Genomic DNA, 18,579 nt, shown 5'->3' on the forward strand with positions numbered 1-18,579 from the left:
CCCCCCCCCCCCCCCCCCCCCGGCACTACCAATGCGGAAAACAAAAAGGCCGGGGTTTCCCCCGGCCTTTTCTGTTCATCCTGTTACCACGATCAGGCAATCGCTTCCTGGTAACGGCGCTCGACTTCGTTCCAGTCGATGACGTTGAAGAACGCGCCGATGTATTCCGGGCGGCGGTTCTGGTACTTCAGGTAGTACGCGTGTTCCCACACGTCCAGGCCGAGGATGGGGGTGTTGCCTTCCATCAGCGGGCTGTCCTGGTTGCCGGTGCTCTCGACCACCACCTTCTTGTCCGGAGTCACGCTCAGCCAGGCCCAGCCGCTGCCGAAACGGGTCAGCGCTGCCTTGGTAAAGGCGTCCTTGAACTTGTCGAAGCCGCCCAGGTCCTTGTCGATGGCCTTGGCCACGTCGCCCACCGGGTTACCGCCCGCGTTCGGTGCCATCACGGTCCAGAACAGCGAGTGGTTGGCATGGCCGCCACCGTTGTTGCGCACCGGACCCTGCAGGTTCTCCGGCAGCGACTTGAGCTTCTTCACCAGTTCTTCGACCGGCAGGTCAGCGTACTCGGTGCCTTCCAGCGCCGCGTTGACGTTGTTGATGTAGGTCTGGTGATGCTTGGTGTGATGGATTTCCATCGTCGCCGCATCGATATGCGGTTCCAGCGCGTCGTAGGCGTAGGACAGCTTGGGCAGGGTATAGGCCATGATGCATCTCCTGATTGCGAGGGCACCCGACGGTGTCGGGCGTTGCGCGGTGAATGATGGGGACAGACCGCCAGATTACCAAGGGGGATGTAAAGGAAATTGCGTCCTGCCGGTGAGCACGACGGCAATTGTTACGCAGCGGTGACGCGGCGCCGTCCTCATGCACCGTGCAGCGCGCAGGCGCTACAGTGCGAGCACCACCCTCGCCCGCTTCCTTGCCCATGCGCAACCCCCGGCTGCTGATCACCGCCATCGCCCTGCTGCTGCTCGGCCTGGTCGTCAACCATTTCATGCAGCGCCCGCCGGCGCCGCAGTTCGCGCCGGACCTGCAGGGTGCGACTGCCGCGCGCGCACCGGCCACGGCCACGCCCGGCAAGGGCAACGGTCTGCCCGCCTTCCTGCCCGCCGAAGCCCTGCAGACGATCGCGCTGATCCAGCGCGGCGGGCCGTTCCCGCACCGCCAGGATGGCAGCACCTTCGGTAACCGCGAACAGCAGCTGCCGCAGCGTCCGCGCGGTTACTACCGCGAATACACCGTGGACACCCCCGGCGCGCGCACCCGTGGCACGCGCCGCATCGTCACCGGCGGCGATCCGCCGGAGGCGTGGTACTACACCGACGACCACTACGAATCGTTCCGCAGCTTCACCGTACCGGCCCAGGGAGCGCAGTGATGAGCCACGACGATTTCGGCCTCGGCCTGCATGACATCAACAATGCCGGCGTCTACGCCATCGACAGCGACGACATCGGCGCACTGGCCGCAGCGATGCGCGATGCCGGCCTGAAGGTGATCCGCATCGACCTGGAAGGCGTCGCCGACAAGCGCACCCTGCTCGCCCGGCTGGCGGCGCAGCTGGATTTCCCGGCTGGCTTCGGCGGCAACTGGGATGCACTGTCGGACAACCTGCGTGATCTGCAGTGGCTGCCGGCGAACGGCTACGCGTTGTTCCTGGCCGATGTGGATGCGCTGCGTGCCGCCACGCAGAAGGACTTCGACACCCTTCTGGACGTGCTGGATGAAGCCAGCCGCGATTGGGTCGGTCGCGACGTGCCGTTCTGGGTGTTCCTGTCACAGAGCGCGTAAGGGCAACGCCCTGGCAGGCGCCGCCCCTGGTCGACGCGCGTGCTCCGGTAGATGCCGACCTTGGTCGGCGCTTCTGTGCCAACCAAGGTTGGCACCTACCAAAGCGCGAGCCGGCCAACGTGTGGGGCGCGGCTCCCCTGCCTAGCGGCTCCCGTTATCTTCCTGCAGCTCTTTCTTGAACGGAATGTCCGGCGGCGGCCGTGCCACCGCCGGCTGGTCCTGCATGTTCGGATTGGTGAGGCCGCAGCCGCCACCCGCCTGCAGGATCGAGATCACGCAGGAGATCTTCGTACCGGTGCCCGGCAACGGAATCTCCATCGACTTGATGCCCTTGCGCACCCATTCGGCCAGCAGTGATTCCTGCGGCACCCAGTACTTGTCGAACGAGGTCGGCGTGTAGTCGTACGGCGGTCGCTTCAACCAGGTGCCAGACTGCGCGATGCGCTCCTTGCTCCAGCCATCGTTGGCGCCACCGGGGGCACCACGTTCGGCGTGACCGCCACCTTCCTGCCCCGGCACGCGCACGCTGCCGTCGGCATTGAACAGGCCATTGCCCTTGCCGGCGGCACTGGCCTGGCTTGCGCCCCTGCTGGCGCCGTCGTGGTTGCGGCTCGACGCGCCCCAGTCGTCGCCCTTGGCAGGCGTAGCCCAGTTGCCCGGGTTGGGAGCCGGACGCGCGCCGGCCTGGGCCGGTGTCGTGCTGGAGGTGGATGGCCGTGGCGTGCTGCTGTTGGCCTGGGTTGCAGTGCTACTGGCCGCAGGCGCGGGCGTTGCCGCTGGCGCGCTGCCACTGGACGTTGAAGGCGCCGCCGCGGGTGCCGACGCAACTTCGCGCTCGCGCACCTGCAGGTCACGGCCTGCCGGCGCACGCACGGTCGGCTCGCGCCCGGCCACAGCAGCCATCCGTACCTGCGGATCGACCACGGCCTGCACTTCGCGCTCGCGCACCTGCACATCGCGCTGCGGCACACGGACCTGTACATCGGCCGTGCGCAGCGGCTGCGATATCGCCGGTGCATCGACCGTACTGATTTCACGCTCCTGCACCGGGATGTCACGCAGCTGCGGCGTCCGCACCGCGATCTCCGGCGCACGCAGTGCGGCCGGGGCCGGCGGCACCTGCACCGGCTGCACACTGCGCTCGCGCACCGTCGGTACCGTGTCGCGCGGCACGATGCTGATCTCCGTGCGCGGCACGCTGACAGGTGGCACCACGAAATCCGTACTGGCCTCGGCTACTTCGGTGGCCTGCACCGGAGACGGCGGCGGTGCCGCGACCGGCGCCGGCTCGGATTCGGCGGGCGGCGGCGGCACGCTGGCCACTGCAGCCGGAGCGGGTGCGGACGCAGCTGCCGACGCGGACGCCGGACGCGGCTCAGGCGCCGTTGCGGCCCCTGCGTTCTGGCCAGCTGCAACCTGGCCCGGCGGTGCAGCGGCCGCCGCTTCCGCACCTGGCTGATCGCCACCGCCCTCCTGGGTAGCGCGACCGACGAACTCCACCTGCACGCGCTCGCCCTCGGCGCCTTGTTCTTCCGGTGCCGAGGTGCGGATCACTGCCACCCATAGCAGCAGCATGAAGAACAGCAGATGCAGCAGCGCACTGGCCAAGGCCGAGACCCAACGCATCCAGCGCTGGTCGCGCGGCGCAGCATCCCAGTCCTGCCAGAACAGACGGCGCAACGCTTGCCAGGGTGACAGCCGGGGCAACTGCCCGGGTGGCCCCGGCAGCGGACGCGGCAGCAGCACCGCGATCAACTCGCTGGCGTGCAGCGGCCGCGGCAACGGACCGAGCGAGCGCAGCCACAGCGCCCAGCCGTACGGCAGGCGCGTGGTTTTCTCGAGGACGGCCTTGGGCTGCTGGCGGGCCAGCAGCAGGTCGATGAACTGCTCGGCCCGGGTCAGAGGCACGCGTCAGCGATCAGGCGGCGTTGCCGCGAGGGATATACGGCGCGTGGCCACTGTCGTGGTCGGTCGCGTCGCGCACGGCGGTCACGCCCGGCACGCGGCCCATCAGGGTCTTTTCAATGCCCTGCTTGAGGGTCACGTCGGCCATGCCGCAGCCCTGGCAACCGCCACCGAAGCGCAGCAGCACCACGCCTTCGGCCGAAACTTCCTGCACGGCCACCTTGCCGCCATGCGAGGCCAGCTGCGGATTGATTTCGTTTTCCACCACCCAGTGCACGCGCTCGACCAGCGAAGCGGCATCGCCGGGCGCTTCGCCCTTGATGCGCGGCGCCTTGATGGTCAGCTGCTGGGTACCGGCACTGCCGGCGACGATGTCGATCTCGGCGCCATCGAGCCAACCGACGCTGCCGGCATCAACGTAAAGCGTGAAACCATCGCAGTCCACCGCCCACTCGTCGCCGAGCAGGTCGGTCGGTTCGGCGAACTCCAGCCGGGCGTCGGCGCGCGGGGTGCCGGGATCGACCGCGCTCAAGCGCACACCCATGCCGGGCACGCCCTCGCGTTCGATCAGCTTGCGGAAATGGGTCTGGGCAGTGTCGGAGATCTGGATCATCAGGCTATTCTAGCCAAGTAAGCGTCAGCCGCTCATTCGATTTATACACCGTCCGGCGCATTGTTCAGTCAACACGAGGTGGAGATTCCCATGGCCGACCTGATTCCACTGGCCCAGGCCCGTTGCGTGCCGCGCAAAGGCAGCGACCACAAGCTCGGCGAAGCCCGCCTGGCCGAACTGCTGCCGCAGATTCCCGGCTGGGAGCTGAGCGAGGGCGGACAGGCCCTGACGCGCACCTTCCGCTTCAAGGATTACTACGCCACCATGGCCTTCGTGAACGCGCTGGCCTGGATTGCCCACCGCGAGGACCACCATCCGGACCTGGGCGTGCACTACGACCGCGCCGTGGTGCGCTTTTCCACCCACGACGTGGGCGGCCTGAGCGAGAACGACTTCATCTGCGCTGCGAAGACTTCGGCCCTGACGGAGCAACTGCCATGAACGTACGCTTGCTGAGCCTGTCCCTGATTGCTGCGACCGGCCTGGCCGGTTGTGGCCCGTCGGAACCGCCGGCACCACCGCCGCCGCCGCCGACCGAAGTGGCCGCGGTGAAGACGCCGCCACCGCAGTACCCGCTTGAACTGGCCTGCATGGGCGTAGGCGGCACCAGCACCTTCAAGGTGACCATCGGTACCGACGGCAAGCCAAGCGAGGTCGCCCTGCTGACCGGCGCCGGCAACCCGCAGCTGGACGAACTGGCCAAAACGGCCGTTCAGGGCTGGCAGTTCAAGGCTGCCACCCGCAACGGCGCTGCCGTGCCGGCCACCATCCAGGTGCCGGTCAGCTTCAACCCGCCGCAGCCGAAGCCCGATCAGTGCTTCGCCATCGAAGAACGCTTGCGCCGCGGCGGCTGATCGCGCGCACCCCGACGAGGCCAGCCGACGCCCGCCTCGCCCTCCCCGCCCCGGGCTCATCCGGGGCGGCTGTCTGTTGACCAGGACCGCGTCGGTACATGCTGCAGATTCCCCCCGAAAATGTCTGGATCGCACTGTCGGTCACCCTCGCGGCCGGTCTGGCCACTGCCATCGGCAGCCTGCTGGTGCTGTTCTCGCGCCGCCCCAATCCGCGCCTGCTGGCGTTCGGCCTGGCCTTCGCCGGCGGCGCGATGGTCTACGTGTCGCTATCGGAAATCCTCAACAAGTCCATCGCCTCGTTCGCCCTGGCCTATGGCGAGCGCACCGGCTTCACCTACGGCACGTTGGCCTTCCTGGCCGGCGTGATCGTGATCGTGCTGATCGACCACTTCATTCCCAATCCGCATGACAGCCTGGACAAGCAGGACCCTGCGTTCCGCGAAAACAGTCGCGAGTACCTGAAGCGGGTCGCGCTGCTGACCTCGGTGGCGATCACCGCGCACAATTTCCCGGAAGGCTTGGCGACCTTCTTCGCTACGCTGGAAAGCCCGTCGGTGGGCATGCCGCTGGCCTTCGCCATCGCCATCCACAACATTCCCGAGGGCATCGCGATCGCGGTGCCGGTGTACTTCGCCACCCAGAACAAGTTCTATGCGTTCAGTGCCAGCCTGCTGTCCGGCCTGGCTGAGCCGGTGGGCGCGGCGCTGGGCTACTGGTTGTTGTCAGGATCGCTGTCGCACGCCACGTTTGGCTGGGTGTTCGGACTGATCGCCGGCGTGATGGTGTTCCTGGCGCTGGACGAGCTGCTGCCGGCAGCCAAGCGCTATGCCAAGGGCCACGAGACGGTATATGGCCTGGTGGCCGGCATGGGCACCCTGGCGATCAGTCTGGTGCTGTTCAAGTGGTGAGGGGTTCCCGGCCAACGGGCTGAGCCCCCTCGCGGCTGGCACGTTCCGCAGTATCGAAAGGTCACGGGCGGGGCCGGCTTGCAGGGGACGCCGTGAACCCGTCCATGGGGGCTTGTCCGCGGCATCCATGCCGCAGACACCCCTGCAAGCCGGCCCCGCCCGTGCCCCGTCATTTTTCCGTGCACGCCAGCCGCGCGATGAAAAGATTGAAGAGCGAAGCGCGCGCTGCGCGCGTGAGTCGAGTACGACTCGAGTCTACAAAGGCTGCGTGCGGGTATGGGCCTACGCTGCGGATGTCCGGGTCCGCCTTGTAGCGAGCCGAGCACCGCAGGTCCGGCGAGGGCGAAGAGGCGCGGGTGTCTGAGCGCTGCGAATGGCGCCGACCAAGCGCCCGGCGCCGCCGAACTGCCGTCAGCGCAGGCGGTCCAGCGCCTCGACCAGCTCATCGGCCAGCGGCGCGTTCAGCACATACGGGCTCTTGCCGTCGTCCAGCGCGAACTCCAGCGAGGCCGCGTGCAGGAACAGACGCTTCAGCCCGATCTGCTCACGAAGCCGCTTGTTGACCGCCGGATCGCCGTATTTGTCGTCGCCGGCCACCGGATGCCCCAGGTGCTGGGCATGCACGCGGATCTGGTGGGTACGGCCGGTCTCGATGCGCACCTCGCAATAGGAATGGCCGCCGCGGCGCTCCAGCACCCGGAAGTGGCTGATCGATTCCTTGCCGATCGCGTTGACCTGCACATGGCGCTCGCCGCCCTGGCGCAGGCCGACATGCAGCGGCGCATCGACCGTCATCACCCCGTCGGGCATGCGACCGGCCAGCAGGGTCAGGTAGCGCTTGCGGATGCCGGCGCCGTGGTCTTCACGCAGCAGCGCCTGCAGTTCGCTCAGCGCCGAGCGCTTCTTGGCCACGATCAGCAGGCCCGAGGTGTCGCGATCCAGCCGGTGGACCAGCTCCAGGGTCTGCCCCGGGCGCAGCGCGCGCAGGGTCTCGATCGCGCCGAAGCTGATGCCGCTGCCGCCGTGGCTGGCCACGCCGGTGGGCTTGTTCAGGGCCAGCAGGCGCGCGTCCTCGAAGACGATGGCCTGCTCCAGCCGGCGCATGAATGCCTCCGGGGGACCCACCTTGTCTCCCTCTTCGGTGAGACGAACCGGCGGCACGCGCACTTCGTCGCCCGCCTCCAGCTTGCGCTCGGCCTTGGCGCGGCCGCCGTTCACCCGTACCTGGCCACTGCGCACCAGCTTGTAGACCAGGCTGCGCGGGGCGCCTTTCAGCTGGCCGAGCAGGAAGTTGTCCAGGCGCTGGCCGGCGCGGTCGGCGGGAACGGTGATCATGCGCACGGAAGGCTTGTCGCCAGTGGGCTTGGTGGGGTCTTGGGCGGTCATCAGGCTGTTTATTCTGTTACACTCGGGGGGCGAGATAAGGGATTGATTTCGTTGGAAGTTACTCAGGGCCAGAAGCCCAGCTTCCGACGAATCCGGCACAGTGCGCGACCACCGCCCGCGGGGCGGCCATGTTAGCGGCTCACCGGCCTTCCCGGCCATCGCCGGATGCCTGACACGCAACCGTGCTGAACATGTCCCGCGTGGCGCTCCAGCCTGGCTGACAGCTGCCTGCGGCCCTGCAACACCCAAAAACCATAAGAGTGAAGCGCTCCCGCGGCCTGCCGTGGTGTCGTAGCGCTGGAAACCCAAGCCGCCCTCCCCGCGCTTGCGCGAATGGGCGGCGAGCCGTGTCCAGAGGCGAAACCCCATGGCGTTCCGCGCGGTAGCCGCTTGCGAGGAACGCAACAATGAAGCGAATGCTGATCAACGCCACGCAGGCTGAAGAGCTGCGTGTTGCCATCGTGGATGGCCAGTCGTTGTATGACATCGACATCGAACAGCCGTCGAAGGAACAGAAGAAGTCCAACATCTACAAGGGCCGGATCTTCCGCATCGAGCCCTCGCTGGAAGCGGCCTTCGTCGAGTACGGCGGTGGCCGCCATGGCTTCCTGCCGCTGAAGGAAATCTCCCGCGACTACTTCCAGGCCGGTGTCGACCACAACAAGGCCGGCATCCGCGAGCTGCTGAAGGAAGGCCAGGAGATCGTCGTCCAGGTCGACAAGGAAGAGCGTGGCAACAAGGGCGCCGCCCTGACCACGTTCATTTCGCTGGCCGGCCGCTACATGGTGCTGATGCCGAACTCGCCCAGCGCCGGCGGTGTGTCGCGCCGCATCGAGGGCGAAGACCGGGCCGCGCTGAAGGACGCCCTGGACAAGCTGAACATCCCCGACGACATGGGCGTGATCATCCGTACCGCCGGCGTCGGCCGCGATGCGGAAGAGCTGCAGTGGGACCTGGACTACCTGCTCAATGTCTGGCGCGCCATTGCCGAAGCGGCACTGAGCAAGCCCGCCCCGTTCCTGATCTACCAGGAATCGCGCCTGATCGTGCGCGCCCTGCGTGACTACCTGCGCGCCGACATCGGCGAGATCCTGGTGGACACCGAGGAGATGTACGAGCACGCCCGCGAATTCATGCAGCAGGTGATGCCGCAGACCCTGCGCAAGCTCAAGCACTACAAGGACGACATTCCGCTGTTCAATCGCTTCCAGATCGAATCGCAGATCGAAGGCGCCTACGAGCGCAACGTGCGCCTGCCGTCGGGCGGCTCGATCGTGGTCGACCAGACTGAAGCGCTGACCGCCGTCGACGTGAACTCCTCGCGCGCCACCAAGGGCAGCGACATCGAGGACACCGCGTTCCAGACCAACCTGGAAGCGGCCGAGGAAGTGGCCCGCCAGCTGCGCCTGCGTGACCTGGGCGGCCTGGTGGTGATCGACTTCATCGACATGGCCTCCAACAAGCACCAGCGCGAAGTCGAGAACCGCCTCGCCAACGCGCTGAAGTACGACCGCGCGCGCGTGCAGGTCGGCCGCATCTCGCGCTTCGGCCTGCTGGAAATGAGCCGCCAGCGCCTGCGCCCGAGCCTGGGCGAGTCCAGCCAGATCGTCTGCCCGCGTTGTGACGGCCACGGCCGCATGCGCAGCGTCGAGTCGCTGTCGCTGTCGATCATCCGCGTGGCTGAAGAGCATGCGATGAAGGAGAACACCGGGCAGGTGCTGGTGCAGGCCCCGGTGGAGATCGCCAATTACCTGCTGAACGAGAAGCGCAGCGCCCTGCGCGAGATCGAACAGCGCCACGAGGCGCCGATCGTGATCGTCGCCGACGAGCAGCTGCACACCCCGCACTACACCGTGACCCGCCTGCGCGAGAACGAGCTGGGTGAAGAAAGCAGCAAGCCCAGCTACCAGCGCGGCACCCCGCGCAAGCTGCCGGTGCACGCGCTGACCAAGGGCCAGCTGAACATCCCGCCGCCGGCGGTGACCCAGGTCAAGCACACCTCCCCGGCCCCGGTGCGCGAGGAAGTGGAGCCGGCCGCGGCCGCTCCGGCCCCGGTCGCTGCAGCCCCTGTTGCGCCGGCCCCGGCGGGCGGCGTGATCGGTTGGCTCAAGCGCGTGTTCGGTGGCGAACCGGCGCCCGCGCCGGCACCGGCTGCCCCGGCTGCACGCCAGCAGCAGGACGGCGGTCGCAAGGACCGCAACAAGGATCGCAACAAGGACCGCAAGGACCGTCGCGACGACAATCGTGGCAATGGCAACGCGCAGCAGCAGAAGGATGGCGGCAACCGCAAGGACCGCGGCGAGCAGCGCAAGGACGGCCGCAACGGCAATAACGGCAATGCGCAGCAGCAGCCGCAGCAGGGCAAGCAGAAGGAGCCGCAGCACAAGGATGGCCAGCAGCCGCCGCAGCAGCAGAACAAGCCGCGCAACGAGCAGCAGGGCCAGAACCAGAACCAGCAACCGAAGCTGAAGCAGCCCAAGCAGCCGCGCCCGCAGCAGCAGGACGGTGACAAGCCGGCCGAGAAGCCGCAGCGCAATGCCGCCGAAGCACCTGCCGAAGCCGTGACCGCAGCTGCAGCCGTAGCCGCTACGGCCGTCGCCGCCAATGGGGTGAACGCGCAGGAAGCCACCGCCCCGGTCGCCCCGGTCGCCCCGGTGGAAGCGGCCGCACCGGTCGACGCCGCTGCCAATGCGGCCAGTGCGACCGACGTGGTCGCAGTTGCCGCTGAAGAGGCTGCAACCGACGCCAATGGCGAGCAGGCTGGCGAAGGCGCAACCCGCCGTCGCCGTGGCCGTCGTGGTGGCCGTCGTCGTCGCCGCGGTGGCGCCGAGAACGCCGCCGGCAGCGACGCCCTGGGTGATGACCAGGACGAGGGTGATGACAGTGATGACGCCGACGGCGCCGAGCCGAACATCGACAGCACTGCCGGCACTGCGCCGGTCGCGGCTGTGCAGCCCACGCGTTCGCAGCCGGAGTTCGACTTCGATGACGAAGCCGAGCCGGTCGCTGTCGAAGCCGAGAAGCCAGCCCGTGCTGCCGCCGCTGTTGTCGCCGCGCCGGTTGCCGTGGTGAGCAGCGCTGTGGTCGAAGCCGCCGCCCCGGTCGTGGCTGAAGTGCAGGCACCGGTCGAAGCTGCGAAGACCGAAGCGGTGTCCTCGCCGGTCCAGACCAGCATGCTCGATGCCATCGACGCCGCGACCCCGGTCCAGCCGGTCGCCGCTGCCGCACCGGTCGCCAACGTCACTCCGGTGGTGGACGCTGCTGCGCCGGCCATCGAAGCAAAGTCGGTTGTGGCTGAAACGGCCGCGGTGGTTGAAGCCGCTCCGGTGATCGAAGCGAAGCCGGTCGCAGTCGAGGCCGCGCCGGTCGTGGAATCGAAGCCGCAGGTGGTTGAAGCAACCCCGGTGGTTGAAACCAAGCCGGTGGCCAGTGAGAGTGCCCCGGTGGTGGAGGCCGCCCCGGCCGTTGAAGCCACGCCGATCGTCGAGACTGCGCCGATCGTGGAACAGCCGGTCGCTCCGGTGGCGGTCGAAGCCGCACCGATCGAAGCCGCCGCCCCGAGCGCTGATGCGGTGGTGACGCCGTCGATCGATCCGGTCGCCGATGGCCATGCCGACGCTGCAGCCCAGGCTGCAGAAGCCAAGGCTGATGAAGAAGACGAAGAGGCCGCCAAGCGCACGCCGCCGGCGAACTGATCGCTCCTTGATAGCGTGAAAACGAACCGGCGGGGATCAATGATCCCCGCCGTTTCTGTTTGTGCTTCGGGCCGAACCGTGCCAACCAAGGTTGGCACCTACCTGATGCACGCACAGCGCATTGGTAGAGGCCGACCTTGGTCGGCGCCGTGGGTCGGTCGCCAGCGGGCACCTCCGTGCCAACCAAGGTTGGCACCCACCAGGGCACAACCCGCGCACGGTCACCGCTTTGGTAGAGGCCAACCTTGGTTGGCGCCGTTGATCGAGTGCACGCGGACACGCCCGTGCCAACCAGGGTTGGCACCTACCCAAGCGTGTCCCGTCAGGGTTTCGGCGCGAACTGCAGGCGGGTCCACACGCCGTAGTGGTCCGAGGCCCAGCGACCGCTGTCGTCGGGCTGGTCGAACAGGATCTTCGCCTCGCGCGCGACCATCTCGTCCTGCTGGAAGAAGATGTGGTCGATCCGCGACGGCGCCTGGTAATAGTGGCGGTTGAGCGTACTGACCCCGGACAGATCGGTGTTGACGTGCACGCTGCCGTAACTGTCGCCGTAATGGCTGCGCAGCTCGCTCAGATCGCCGGCATCCACCAGTGCATTGAAGTCACCTGCGATCACCACCGGTGCGCCCGCCGACGTCGCGCTGATGAAGCGCAGCAGGTCCTCGACCTGGCTGCGACGGATGCGTTGTCCGCTCTCATCACTGCGCTCGTTCAGATGCGTGGCGTAGACGTTTACCGGCGTGCCATCGACGTCGATCCGCAGGTGGGCCACGGTGCGGTAGTCGTCCAAGGGCTGCAGCAGATGATCCCCCTGGGCAAGGATCGGCCGCCGGGTCAGAAGCGCATTGCCGTAGCGCTTGGGCGCGCCGACCGCATCGGTGGACACGAACACGTACCTGTAACCAAGTTGGCTGGCCAGCCATTGCGCCTGGTTTCGCACGTTGCGGCGTTGGATCACCTCCTGCAGGGCAACCGCATCCGGCTGCAGGCGCTTGAGTTCGGCCAGGATGGTGCGGCGCCGGCGTGGCCAGTCCTCGCGGTCATGATGCAGGTTGAAGGTGACCATGCTCATGCCTGGCGCGGTGGCGACATCAGCCGCTGCCCCGGCGGCTGGATCGGCCGCCATCACGGCGCCCGGCAGTGCCAATGCAATGGCCAGCCCAAGGGCGCGCACGATCGTGCGCACCCTTGCCCCCTGCTGCTTCATCGTTACTGCCCCTTGCGCTCGGCGCGGCGCACCGCGCTCGGTACATCGATCTCGACCCGCGCCGGCAGCTGGTGCACGTGCAGTTCCTTGTTGACCCATTCGGCCGCTTCGCCGTTGATCGTCGCCTCGGCCGGATCACCGGCGTACGGCCACGGCAACACCACGCCACCGACCGGTGGCACCAGGCCCGGCTGCACCTCCAGCACCAGCTGCCTGTCGCTGCGCTGCAGGCGGTAGTTGAGCTGGCCCTGCGGCGTGCGCAGGCCCTGCACGGCGATGCCCTCGCCCTGCAGCCAGGCGCTCGGAATGCCGGCGGCCAGCACCAGCGCATCGTCCATGTCACGACTGTACGCGAACATGTCCAAGGCCGAGCGCACGAAGTCCGAGGCTACCCAGGCGTGCGGCAGGTCACCGACGAAGAACGGCTTGCGCGGCGTGCGCGAGACCACCTCGGCCCACTGGTTCCAGGCCTGCGGCGCACGGTCCCTGAAGAAGAACTCGGTGGCCTGCCAGGCGCGGTCACGCCAGCCCAGGCGTACGAACGCCGCCACGTTGCGCCACTCGTACGGGGTGTAGTCCTTCCACTCACGCTTGCCGTCGCGGCGGGCCACGAACTCCTTCCAATAGCGCTCGAAGGTCGCCTCCAGTGCCTGCTGCGGCAGTCGGCCCTGCTCGCCGCCCGGCGCCAGCGCGATGGTGGTCGAGGTCGCATCGAAATCGCCCAGCTCGGCCGAGCCCGGCAGGTAGTCGATGTCGTGCTGCTGCATCGCCGACAGCAGCGAGGCCTGCAGGTCATCACGGAACTGGTCACGCGATCCGGCGATCTGCATCGCCTCGACCTTGCCCAGCTGGGCCGCCAGCGATGCCGCGTCCGTGTAGCCGCGCAACGCCCAGAAATTATCCCAGTACGAATGCATCGGCTTGGCCGAATAGCCTTCGTGGCTGATCGAGGCCGGCATCATCCCGTAGAAGGCAGGATTGCGTGCGCGGTTTTCCTCGGTGCGCTCGCTGGCGCGCAGCTGCTCCATGTAGTTGTAGGCGCCCTGCACGTGCGGCCACATCAGCTCGGTGAACGTGCTGTCGCCGGTGTAGCGTCCATACTCGGCAATGCTGTAGATCAGTTCGCCATGGCTGTCGTTCTCCGGTACCGGGTCGCTGCCGCGCGCGTCGACGCAGCACGGCACCTTGCCGTTCTCGAACTGGTACGGCGCATACCAGTTGATGTAGTCACGCACGGCATCGCTGCGCCCCATGCGCAGCAGGCCCTCGGAAATCATCGCGCCATCGCGGATCCAGCTGCGCGCGTACGAGCGCGTGCCCGGCTGCAGGCGTGGGCCAACCCGCGAGATCAGCATGTGCGCGACGGCCGTGCGCAGGGTATCGACCAGTGCCTGGCCCGCAGCCGGCACCTGCAGCGAGACCACGCCCAGCTTCTGCCGCCATTGATCGGCCACCTGCGCCTGCGCCTTGGCCACGTCCAGCGCCTGCGGCGCCCAGCCACCGGTCTGCGGCAGCACCACCGCCACTTCGCGGCTCTGGCCGGGCTCGAGCTTGATCGTGTACATCAGCGCACCCGACGCCATGCCGGTGCTGTCCTTCACTGCGGTCGTGGCCGGGTACTTGCCGCTTTCCAGATGCATCGCATCGAGCTTGCCATCGAACGTACTGGCAAAGCGCGCATCCGGCACCTGCAGCGGATAGATGCGCGGCTCACCGTTGACCCGAACCAGCTGTTCGCCCACATTCAGTGCATCGATGCGGCTGAAGCCACCGACGGTGTTGAGGAACTGGGTGGGCGGGTTGACCTGCCACGGACGGATTGCCAGCGCCAGGGTGTACTCGTGCGCGACCTTGTCCGGATTGCTCAGCCGGTAGCGGCCGATCAGCTGCGCGCGCTCGGGCGTGCCCTGCACGAAACTGGTCACCGAAAGCCCGGCCTTCTCATGCACCCAGTCGACGGTGGCGATCGGCAGGTAGTGATCCTGCAGCGACTGGGTGATGGCGACCTTCGACCAGTCCAGCAGCTTGCCGTCCAGGCGGATGAACGGCTCGATGCTGAAGCTGCCCTTGGCCGGCTCCAGCGCGCCATCTTCGCTGATCAGCGCCTGCTCCTGGCCACCATCAAGGCCGAGCAGGGTCCAGTACGGCTGTTCGCCCACATAGGCACGCGGCAACGAGCCACGCGGCAGATCGGCGGCCACCGAGGACAGGAAGGCATTGGGCGTTGCGGCGAACGCCAGCGGCTTGAGCGCGATGTCACGGATGCCGTAGCGCCAGTTCGGGCCATCGCGCAGATCGAAACGCACGTAGCGCGCGTCGGTATCCGGCAGCGCCAGCCAATCGCGCCCCCCCGCACCGCCGGTCACCTCGCGCACAGTGCGCCAGTCCCGGCCATCCTCGGACGTCCGCACGGTGTAGCGATTGGCTTCCAGGTTCGGCAGCCAATCGATCACTACACCGCCGATCTCGCGGCTCTTGTGCAGGTCCAGGCTGATGGTCTGCTGCTTGACGCCACCGCTGATCCAGAACGTGTCGCTCTTGCCGTCGATCATGCGGTCCTGCAGCGCGGTGGCCGTATCGGCAATCACCGATGGCACCAACGCCGAATCATCCTGCGGCGGCAGGCCCTGCAGGGTCAGCTTGTCGAAGCACACCGTGCCGCGGCCACCGACCTTGCTGTAGATCGTGAACTCGACGGCGGCGCTTCGTGCCATCTCCTTCTCGGGCGAGGGACCCCACGCCTTGTCGATCTGGCGGCGGCGGTACTCGACCGGCGTCCACGCCTTGGGGAACCTGTAGCCGGGCCGGTTGACCCACCAGACGTTGTCGCCGCTGGCATCGATCAACTTGAACTGCAGGTCGTTGCCCGGCGATTCGCCACGCAGCTGGAATCCGAAGCGGTAATTGACCGGGTATTCGATGTTCAGCGCGCGGCGGATGCCGACGTAGCCGGAGACATCGTGGAAGTCATAGTCCAGGCACAGCGCGCGGCCACCACCGGCACCACTGACCGGGCGCAGCGAACCGCTGACCTGGTCGGACAGCACCAGCGTCCAGGCTGCGATGTCGTCGAAGTCGTCCAGCAGCTTCGGTGCCGGCAGCGCCGGTGGTGCGGCGATCGCCAGGGAAGTCCACAACAGGCACAGTCCAACGGCGATCGTTCGCTTCATCCCTTGACGCTCCCCAGCAACAGACCTTGGATGTAGTACCGCTGCAGCACCAGGAACAGCGCCAGCACCGGGACCACGGTGACCACCGCGCCAGCCATCATCATTTCCACGTCCATGATGTGCTCGCGCGAGAGGGTGGCCAGTGCCACCGGCAAAGTGTAGTGCTCCTGGTCGGTCAGCACGATCAATGGCCACATGAAATCGTTCCATGCGCCCATGAAGGTGAAGATCGCCAGGGTCACCAGCACCGGCTTGAGCATCGGCAGCACGATCTGGAAGAAAATGCGCAGCTCCCCTGCCCCGTCGATGCGCGCCGCTTCCAGCAGTTCGTCCGGGATGGAACGCGCGTACTGGCGTACCAGGAAGATGCCGAACACGCTGGCCAGCGCTGGCACGATCACGCCACCGAAGCTGTTGACCAGGCCCAGCTGCTTCATCAGCAGGAACAGCGGCAGCATCGCCACCTGCGCCGGAATCACCAGCGCCGCCATCAGCACCTGGAACAGGCGCTCGCGGCCGACGAAGTTGAGCTTGGCGAACGCGTAGCCGGCCATGGTGTTGAGCAGCAGCGAACCGACCGTGATGCCGAGCGACACCAGCAGGCTGTTGGCGAAGTTGCCGCCCATGCCAGTGCGCGCGAACAGCTCATGGTAGTTGTGCGTGGTGATGCTGGAAGGCAGCAGCGGCGGCGGGAAATGGCTGGCCTCGCCCTGCGGCATGAACGAGACCGAGAGCATCCACAACAGCGGTGCCAGGCTGACCAGGGCCAGCACCAGCAACGCACCATTGATCAACCACGGGTACCAGCGCGACTGGCCGATTTCACGACTCATACCAACTGCCTCTTGCGGCCGAAACGCAGCATCACGGTGGTCACCGCCAGGATGATCAGGAACAGCAGGAACGCCACGGCGGAGGCGCGTCCCAGGTTCCACCACTTGAAGCCTTCCTCGAACATGAAATACAGCACGCTGACGGTGCTCTGCAGTGGGTCGCCGCGGGTCATCACGTAGGGTTCGGCGAACAGCTGGAAGTAGCCGGACACGGTAATCACGCCGACCACCAGCAGCACCGGGCCGAGCATCGGCAGGGTGATGTGCAGGAACTGCTTCCAGCGCGAGGCACCGTCGATGCGCGCGGCCTCGTACAGGTCATGCGGGATCGCCTGCAGGCCGGCCAGGAAGATCACCATGTTGTAGCCGAAGTTCTTCCACACCGCGAACAGCATGATGGTCGGCATCGCCCAGTTGGGATCGCCCAGCCAGTCGATCGGGCTGATGCCCAGATGGCCCAGGCCGTAGTTCACCAGGCCGTAGCTGGTATGGAACAGGTAGCGCCAGATCACCGCCACCGCCACCAGCGTGGTCACCACCGGCGCGAACAGCGCGGTGCGGAACAACGCCTTGAAGCGTGCGGCCGGCGCATTCAGCAGCATTGCCGCGCCCAGCGACACGCCGATCGACAAGGGCACACCGATCAACACGAAGTAAGTGGTATTCCACAGCGACTTCCAGAACATCGGTGTCTGCAGCAGATCGATGTAGTTGCCGAGGCCGACAAAGCGCAGGTTGCTGCTGTCAGCCAGGGCATACAGGTCGAAGTCGGTCACGCTCAGCGCCAGCGCCGAAGCCACCGGCAGGCCGAAGAACACGCCCAGCACGATCAGCGAGGGACCGGCGAAAATCCAGCCGGCGAGTGAAGTACGTTTCATTGCGCGCTCCCGGCGGCCACGGCACTGCTCGATTGCGGCGACGGAACGCGCTGCTGCAGGCGTTGTTGTTCATGCATCCAGCGGCGCTTTGCCAGCACCTTGTCCACGCGCTGGTCGAGCTCTTCGACGGCCTTGTCCTGCGGCAGGCCACCGCGCACCACCTTCTCGGTGACGATGCGCATTTCCTGCACGATGCGCTCCCATTCGAGCACCTTCGGCGTCGGCTTGACCCGCTCCAGCTGGTCACGGAACGCTGCGGCCAGCGGATCGTTGGCCAGCGACGGCGCACTCCACGTGCTGCGGCGTGGCGGCAGGTCGCCGATGATCGAATGGAAACGTGCCTGGATCTGCGGGCGCGACAGGAACTCGATCAGCTTCCACGACGCCTCCTTCTGCTGCGACTTGCGGAAGATCACCAGGCTGGTGCCACCGGCGATGCCCGCGCCCGGACCCTCCGGCCCCGGCAGCGCTGCGGTGCCCCACTGCCCTTCCAGTTCCTTCGGCTGCAGCTTCTTGAACTCGCGGATGTTCCATGGGCCGGAAATGTAGAAGACGTTGAAGCCGCGGAAGAACTCATCCCAGACGTTTGAGATCTGCGTCTCGGACATCTTCGGCGCCCAGCCCTGCTCGAACATGTTGGCGTAGAACGCCAGCGTGCGGCGGAAGCCGGGGCTGCTGAAGTTGCCGCGGGTGTCATCATCGCGCAGCAGCGGATCGGGCTGCTGCAGTGCCAGCGACAGCTGCTGCTCGAACTCGTTGATCGGCATCAGCACCGCATAGCGGTTCGGGCCCTGCATGCGCTTGATCGCTGCCATCTGCTCATCCCACTCCTGCCACGTGCGCGGCGGGTGGTCGTAGCCGGCCTTGGCCAGCAGGTCCTTGCGGTAGTAGATCAGGCGCGTATCGACATACCACGGCACGCCGACCAGCTCGCCGTGGATCACGTTGGTGTCCCAGATGCCCTGGAAATAGTCCTTCTCATCGACCACGGCAGAGTGATCGACGAACGGCTGCAACGGGGTCAGCGCATCGAGCTCGGCGAACTCCGGCACCCAGGTGTTGCCGAGCTGGCACACGTCCGGCAGGCCGTCGGCGGCGAACGCGGTCAGCAGCTTTTCGTGCGCAGCGGTCCACGGGATGTTCTGCACGTCCACCTTGATGCCCGGGTTCTCGGCTTCGAACTCATGGATCAGTTCGCTGACCACCTCGGCTTCCCGGCCCATTGCCCAGAAGCGCACAGTGGTGGTGCCCGGTTCGGTGCGGGCGCAGCCGGCCACGGCCAGTGCGGCCAGGGTTGGCAGTGTCCAGCGGCGCAGACGGTCGATCCAGTTCGGCATCG

15 protein-coding genes are annotated in these 18,579 nt (G+C 67.0%); 6 read left to right on the forward strand and 9 right to left on the reverse strand.

Annotation, left to right across the window (positions count from 1 at the left end; translation table 11 throughout):
• Positions 1-92: 92 nt before the first annotated feature.
• Positions 93-704, reverse strand: coding sequence for a superoxide dismutase (locus O0K41_RS10780; protein WP_005410310.1), 612 nt, complete (start codon positions 702-704; stop codon positions 93-95).
• A 221-nt stretch (positions 705-925) separates the two neighbouring features.
• Here O0K41_RS10780 and O0K41_RS10785 point away from each other — a divergent pair, with 221 nt between their 5' ends.
• Together O0K41_RS10785 and O0K41_RS10790 are read left to right on the forward strand one after the other, a co-directional pair.
• Positions 926-1,378: a ribonuclease domain-containing protein gene (locus tag O0K41_RS10785; RefSeq protein WP_005410311.1), complete on the forward strand. Its 453-nt coding sequence runs from the start codon at positions 926-928 to the stop codon at positions 1,376-1,378.
• Positions 1,378-1,791 (forward strand): barstar family protein, encoded by a 414-nt coding sequence (locus O0K41_RS10790; protein ID WP_049451454.1) that lies wholly within the window; start codon positions 1,378-1,380, stop codon positions 1,789-1,791. Before O0K41_RS10785 ends, O0K41_RS10790 begins: the two co-directional genes overlap by 1 nt.
• Before the next feature lie 141 nt (positions 1,792-1,932).
• On the opposite strand, the gene O0K41_RS10795 is transcribed toward O0K41_RS10790, so the two are convergent.
• Both O0K41_RS10795 and O0K41_RS10800 read right to left on the reverse strand, forming a co-directional pair.
• Positions 1,933-3,699: a hypothetical protein gene (locus O0K41_RS10795; protein ID WP_164222023.1), complete on the reverse strand. Its 1,767-nt coding sequence runs from the start codon at positions 3,697-3,699 to the stop codon at positions 1,933-1,935.
• 10 nt (positions 3,700-3,709) lie between these two features.
• Positions 3,710-4,309, reverse strand: coding sequence for an NfuA family Fe-S biogenesis protein (locus O0K41_RS10800; protein WP_005410314.1), 600 nt, complete (start codon positions 4,307-4,309; stop codon positions 3,710-3,712).
• 90 nt (positions 4,310-4,399) lie between these two features.
• On the opposite strand from O0K41_RS10800, the gene O0K41_RS10805 reads away from it, so the two are divergent.
• The 3 genes from O0K41_RS10805 to zupT all read left to right on the forward strand — a co-directional run bounded on the left by O0K41_RS10805 (position 4,400) and on the right by zupT (position 6,071).
• The gene (locus O0K41_RS10805; RefSeq protein WP_005410315.1) at positions 4,400-4,750 is read left to right on the forward strand and encodes a 4a-hydroxytetrahydrobiopterin dehydratase; all 351 of its coding nucleotides are present in this window, start codon (positions 4,400-4,402) and stop codon (positions 4,748-4,750) included.
• Positions 4,747-5,163 (forward strand): energy transducer TonB, encoded by a 417-nt coding sequence (locus tag O0K41_RS10810; RefSeq protein ID WP_005410316.1) that lies wholly within the window; start codon positions 4,747-4,749, stop codon positions 5,161-5,163. The genes O0K41_RS10805 and O0K41_RS10810 overlap by 4 nt, the downstream gene beginning before the upstream one ends.
• A 98-nt stretch (positions 5,164-5,261) precedes the next feature.
• Positions 5,262-6,071, forward strand: coding sequence for a zinc transporter ZupT (gene zupT, locus O0K41_RS10815; RefSeq protein ID WP_164222026.1), 810 nt, complete (start codon positions 5,262-5,264; stop codon positions 6,069-6,071).
• A 411-nt stretch (positions 6,072-6,482) separates the two neighbouring features.
• Here zupT and O0K41_RS10820 read toward each other — a convergent pair whose 3' ends face one another.
• Entirely contained in the window at positions 6,483-7,457 is a 975-nt protein-coding gene (locus O0K41_RS10820) for an RluA family pseudouridine synthase (RefSeq protein ID WP_164222027.1), read from the reverse strand.
• 407 nt (positions 7,458-7,864) lie between these two features.
• On the opposite strand from O0K41_RS10820, the gene rne reads away from it, so the two are divergent.
• Entirely contained in the window at positions 7,865-11,152 is a 3,288-nt protein-coding gene (gene rne, locus O0K41_RS10825; RefSeq protein ID WP_164222029.1) for a ribonuclease E, read from the forward strand.
• Positions 11,153-11,474: 322 nt separating this feature from the next.
• On the opposite strand, the gene O0K41_RS10830 is transcribed toward rne, so the two are convergent.
• The 5 genes from O0K41_RS10830 to O0K41_RS10850 are packed head-to-tail and all read right to left on the reverse strand — an operon-like array spanning position 11,475 to position 18,577.
• Positions 11,475-12,359, reverse strand: a complete 885-nt coding sequence (locus O0K41_RS10830) for an endonuclease/exonuclease/phosphatase family protein (protein ID WP_043034728.1) — start codon at positions 12,357-12,359, stop codon at positions 11,475-11,477.
• Positions 12,360-12,361: 2 nt separating this feature from the next.
• Positions 12,362-15,529, reverse strand: coding sequence for a discoidin domain-containing protein (locus O0K41_RS10835; RefSeq protein WP_164222031.1), 3,168 nt, complete (start codon positions 15,527-15,529; stop codon positions 12,362-12,364).
• Positions 15,526-16,362 (reverse strand): carbohydrate ABC transporter permease, encoded by an 837-nt coding sequence (locus tag O0K41_RS10840; RefSeq protein ID WP_005410322.1) that lies wholly within the window; start codon positions 16,360-16,362, stop codon positions 15,526-15,528. The genes O0K41_RS10835 and O0K41_RS10840 overlap by 4 nt, the downstream gene beginning before the upstream one ends.
• Positions 16,359-17,240, reverse strand: coding sequence for a sugar ABC transporter permease (locus tag O0K41_RS10845; RefSeq protein ID WP_005410323.1), 882 nt, complete (start codon positions 17,238-17,240; stop codon positions 16,359-16,361). Before O0K41_RS10845 ends, O0K41_RS10840 begins: the two co-directional genes overlap by 4 nt.
• Positions 17,237-18,577 (reverse strand): sugar ABC transporter substrate-binding protein, encoded by a 1,341-nt coding sequence (locus tag O0K41_RS10850; protein WP_164222037.1) that lies wholly within the window; start codon positions 18,575-18,577, stop codon positions 17,237-17,239. The genes O0K41_RS10845 and O0K41_RS10850 overlap by 4 nt, the downstream gene beginning before the upstream one ends.
• Between the last annotated feature and the right edge of the window lie 2 nt (positions 18,578-18,579).

Source organism: Stenotrophomonas sp. Sm2128 (assembly GCF_030985535.1).
In the GTDB taxonomy this organism is placed as follows: Bacteria; Pseudomonadota; Gammaproteobacteria; order Xanthomonadales; family Xanthomonadaceae; genus Stenotrophomonas; species Stenotrophomonas maltophilia.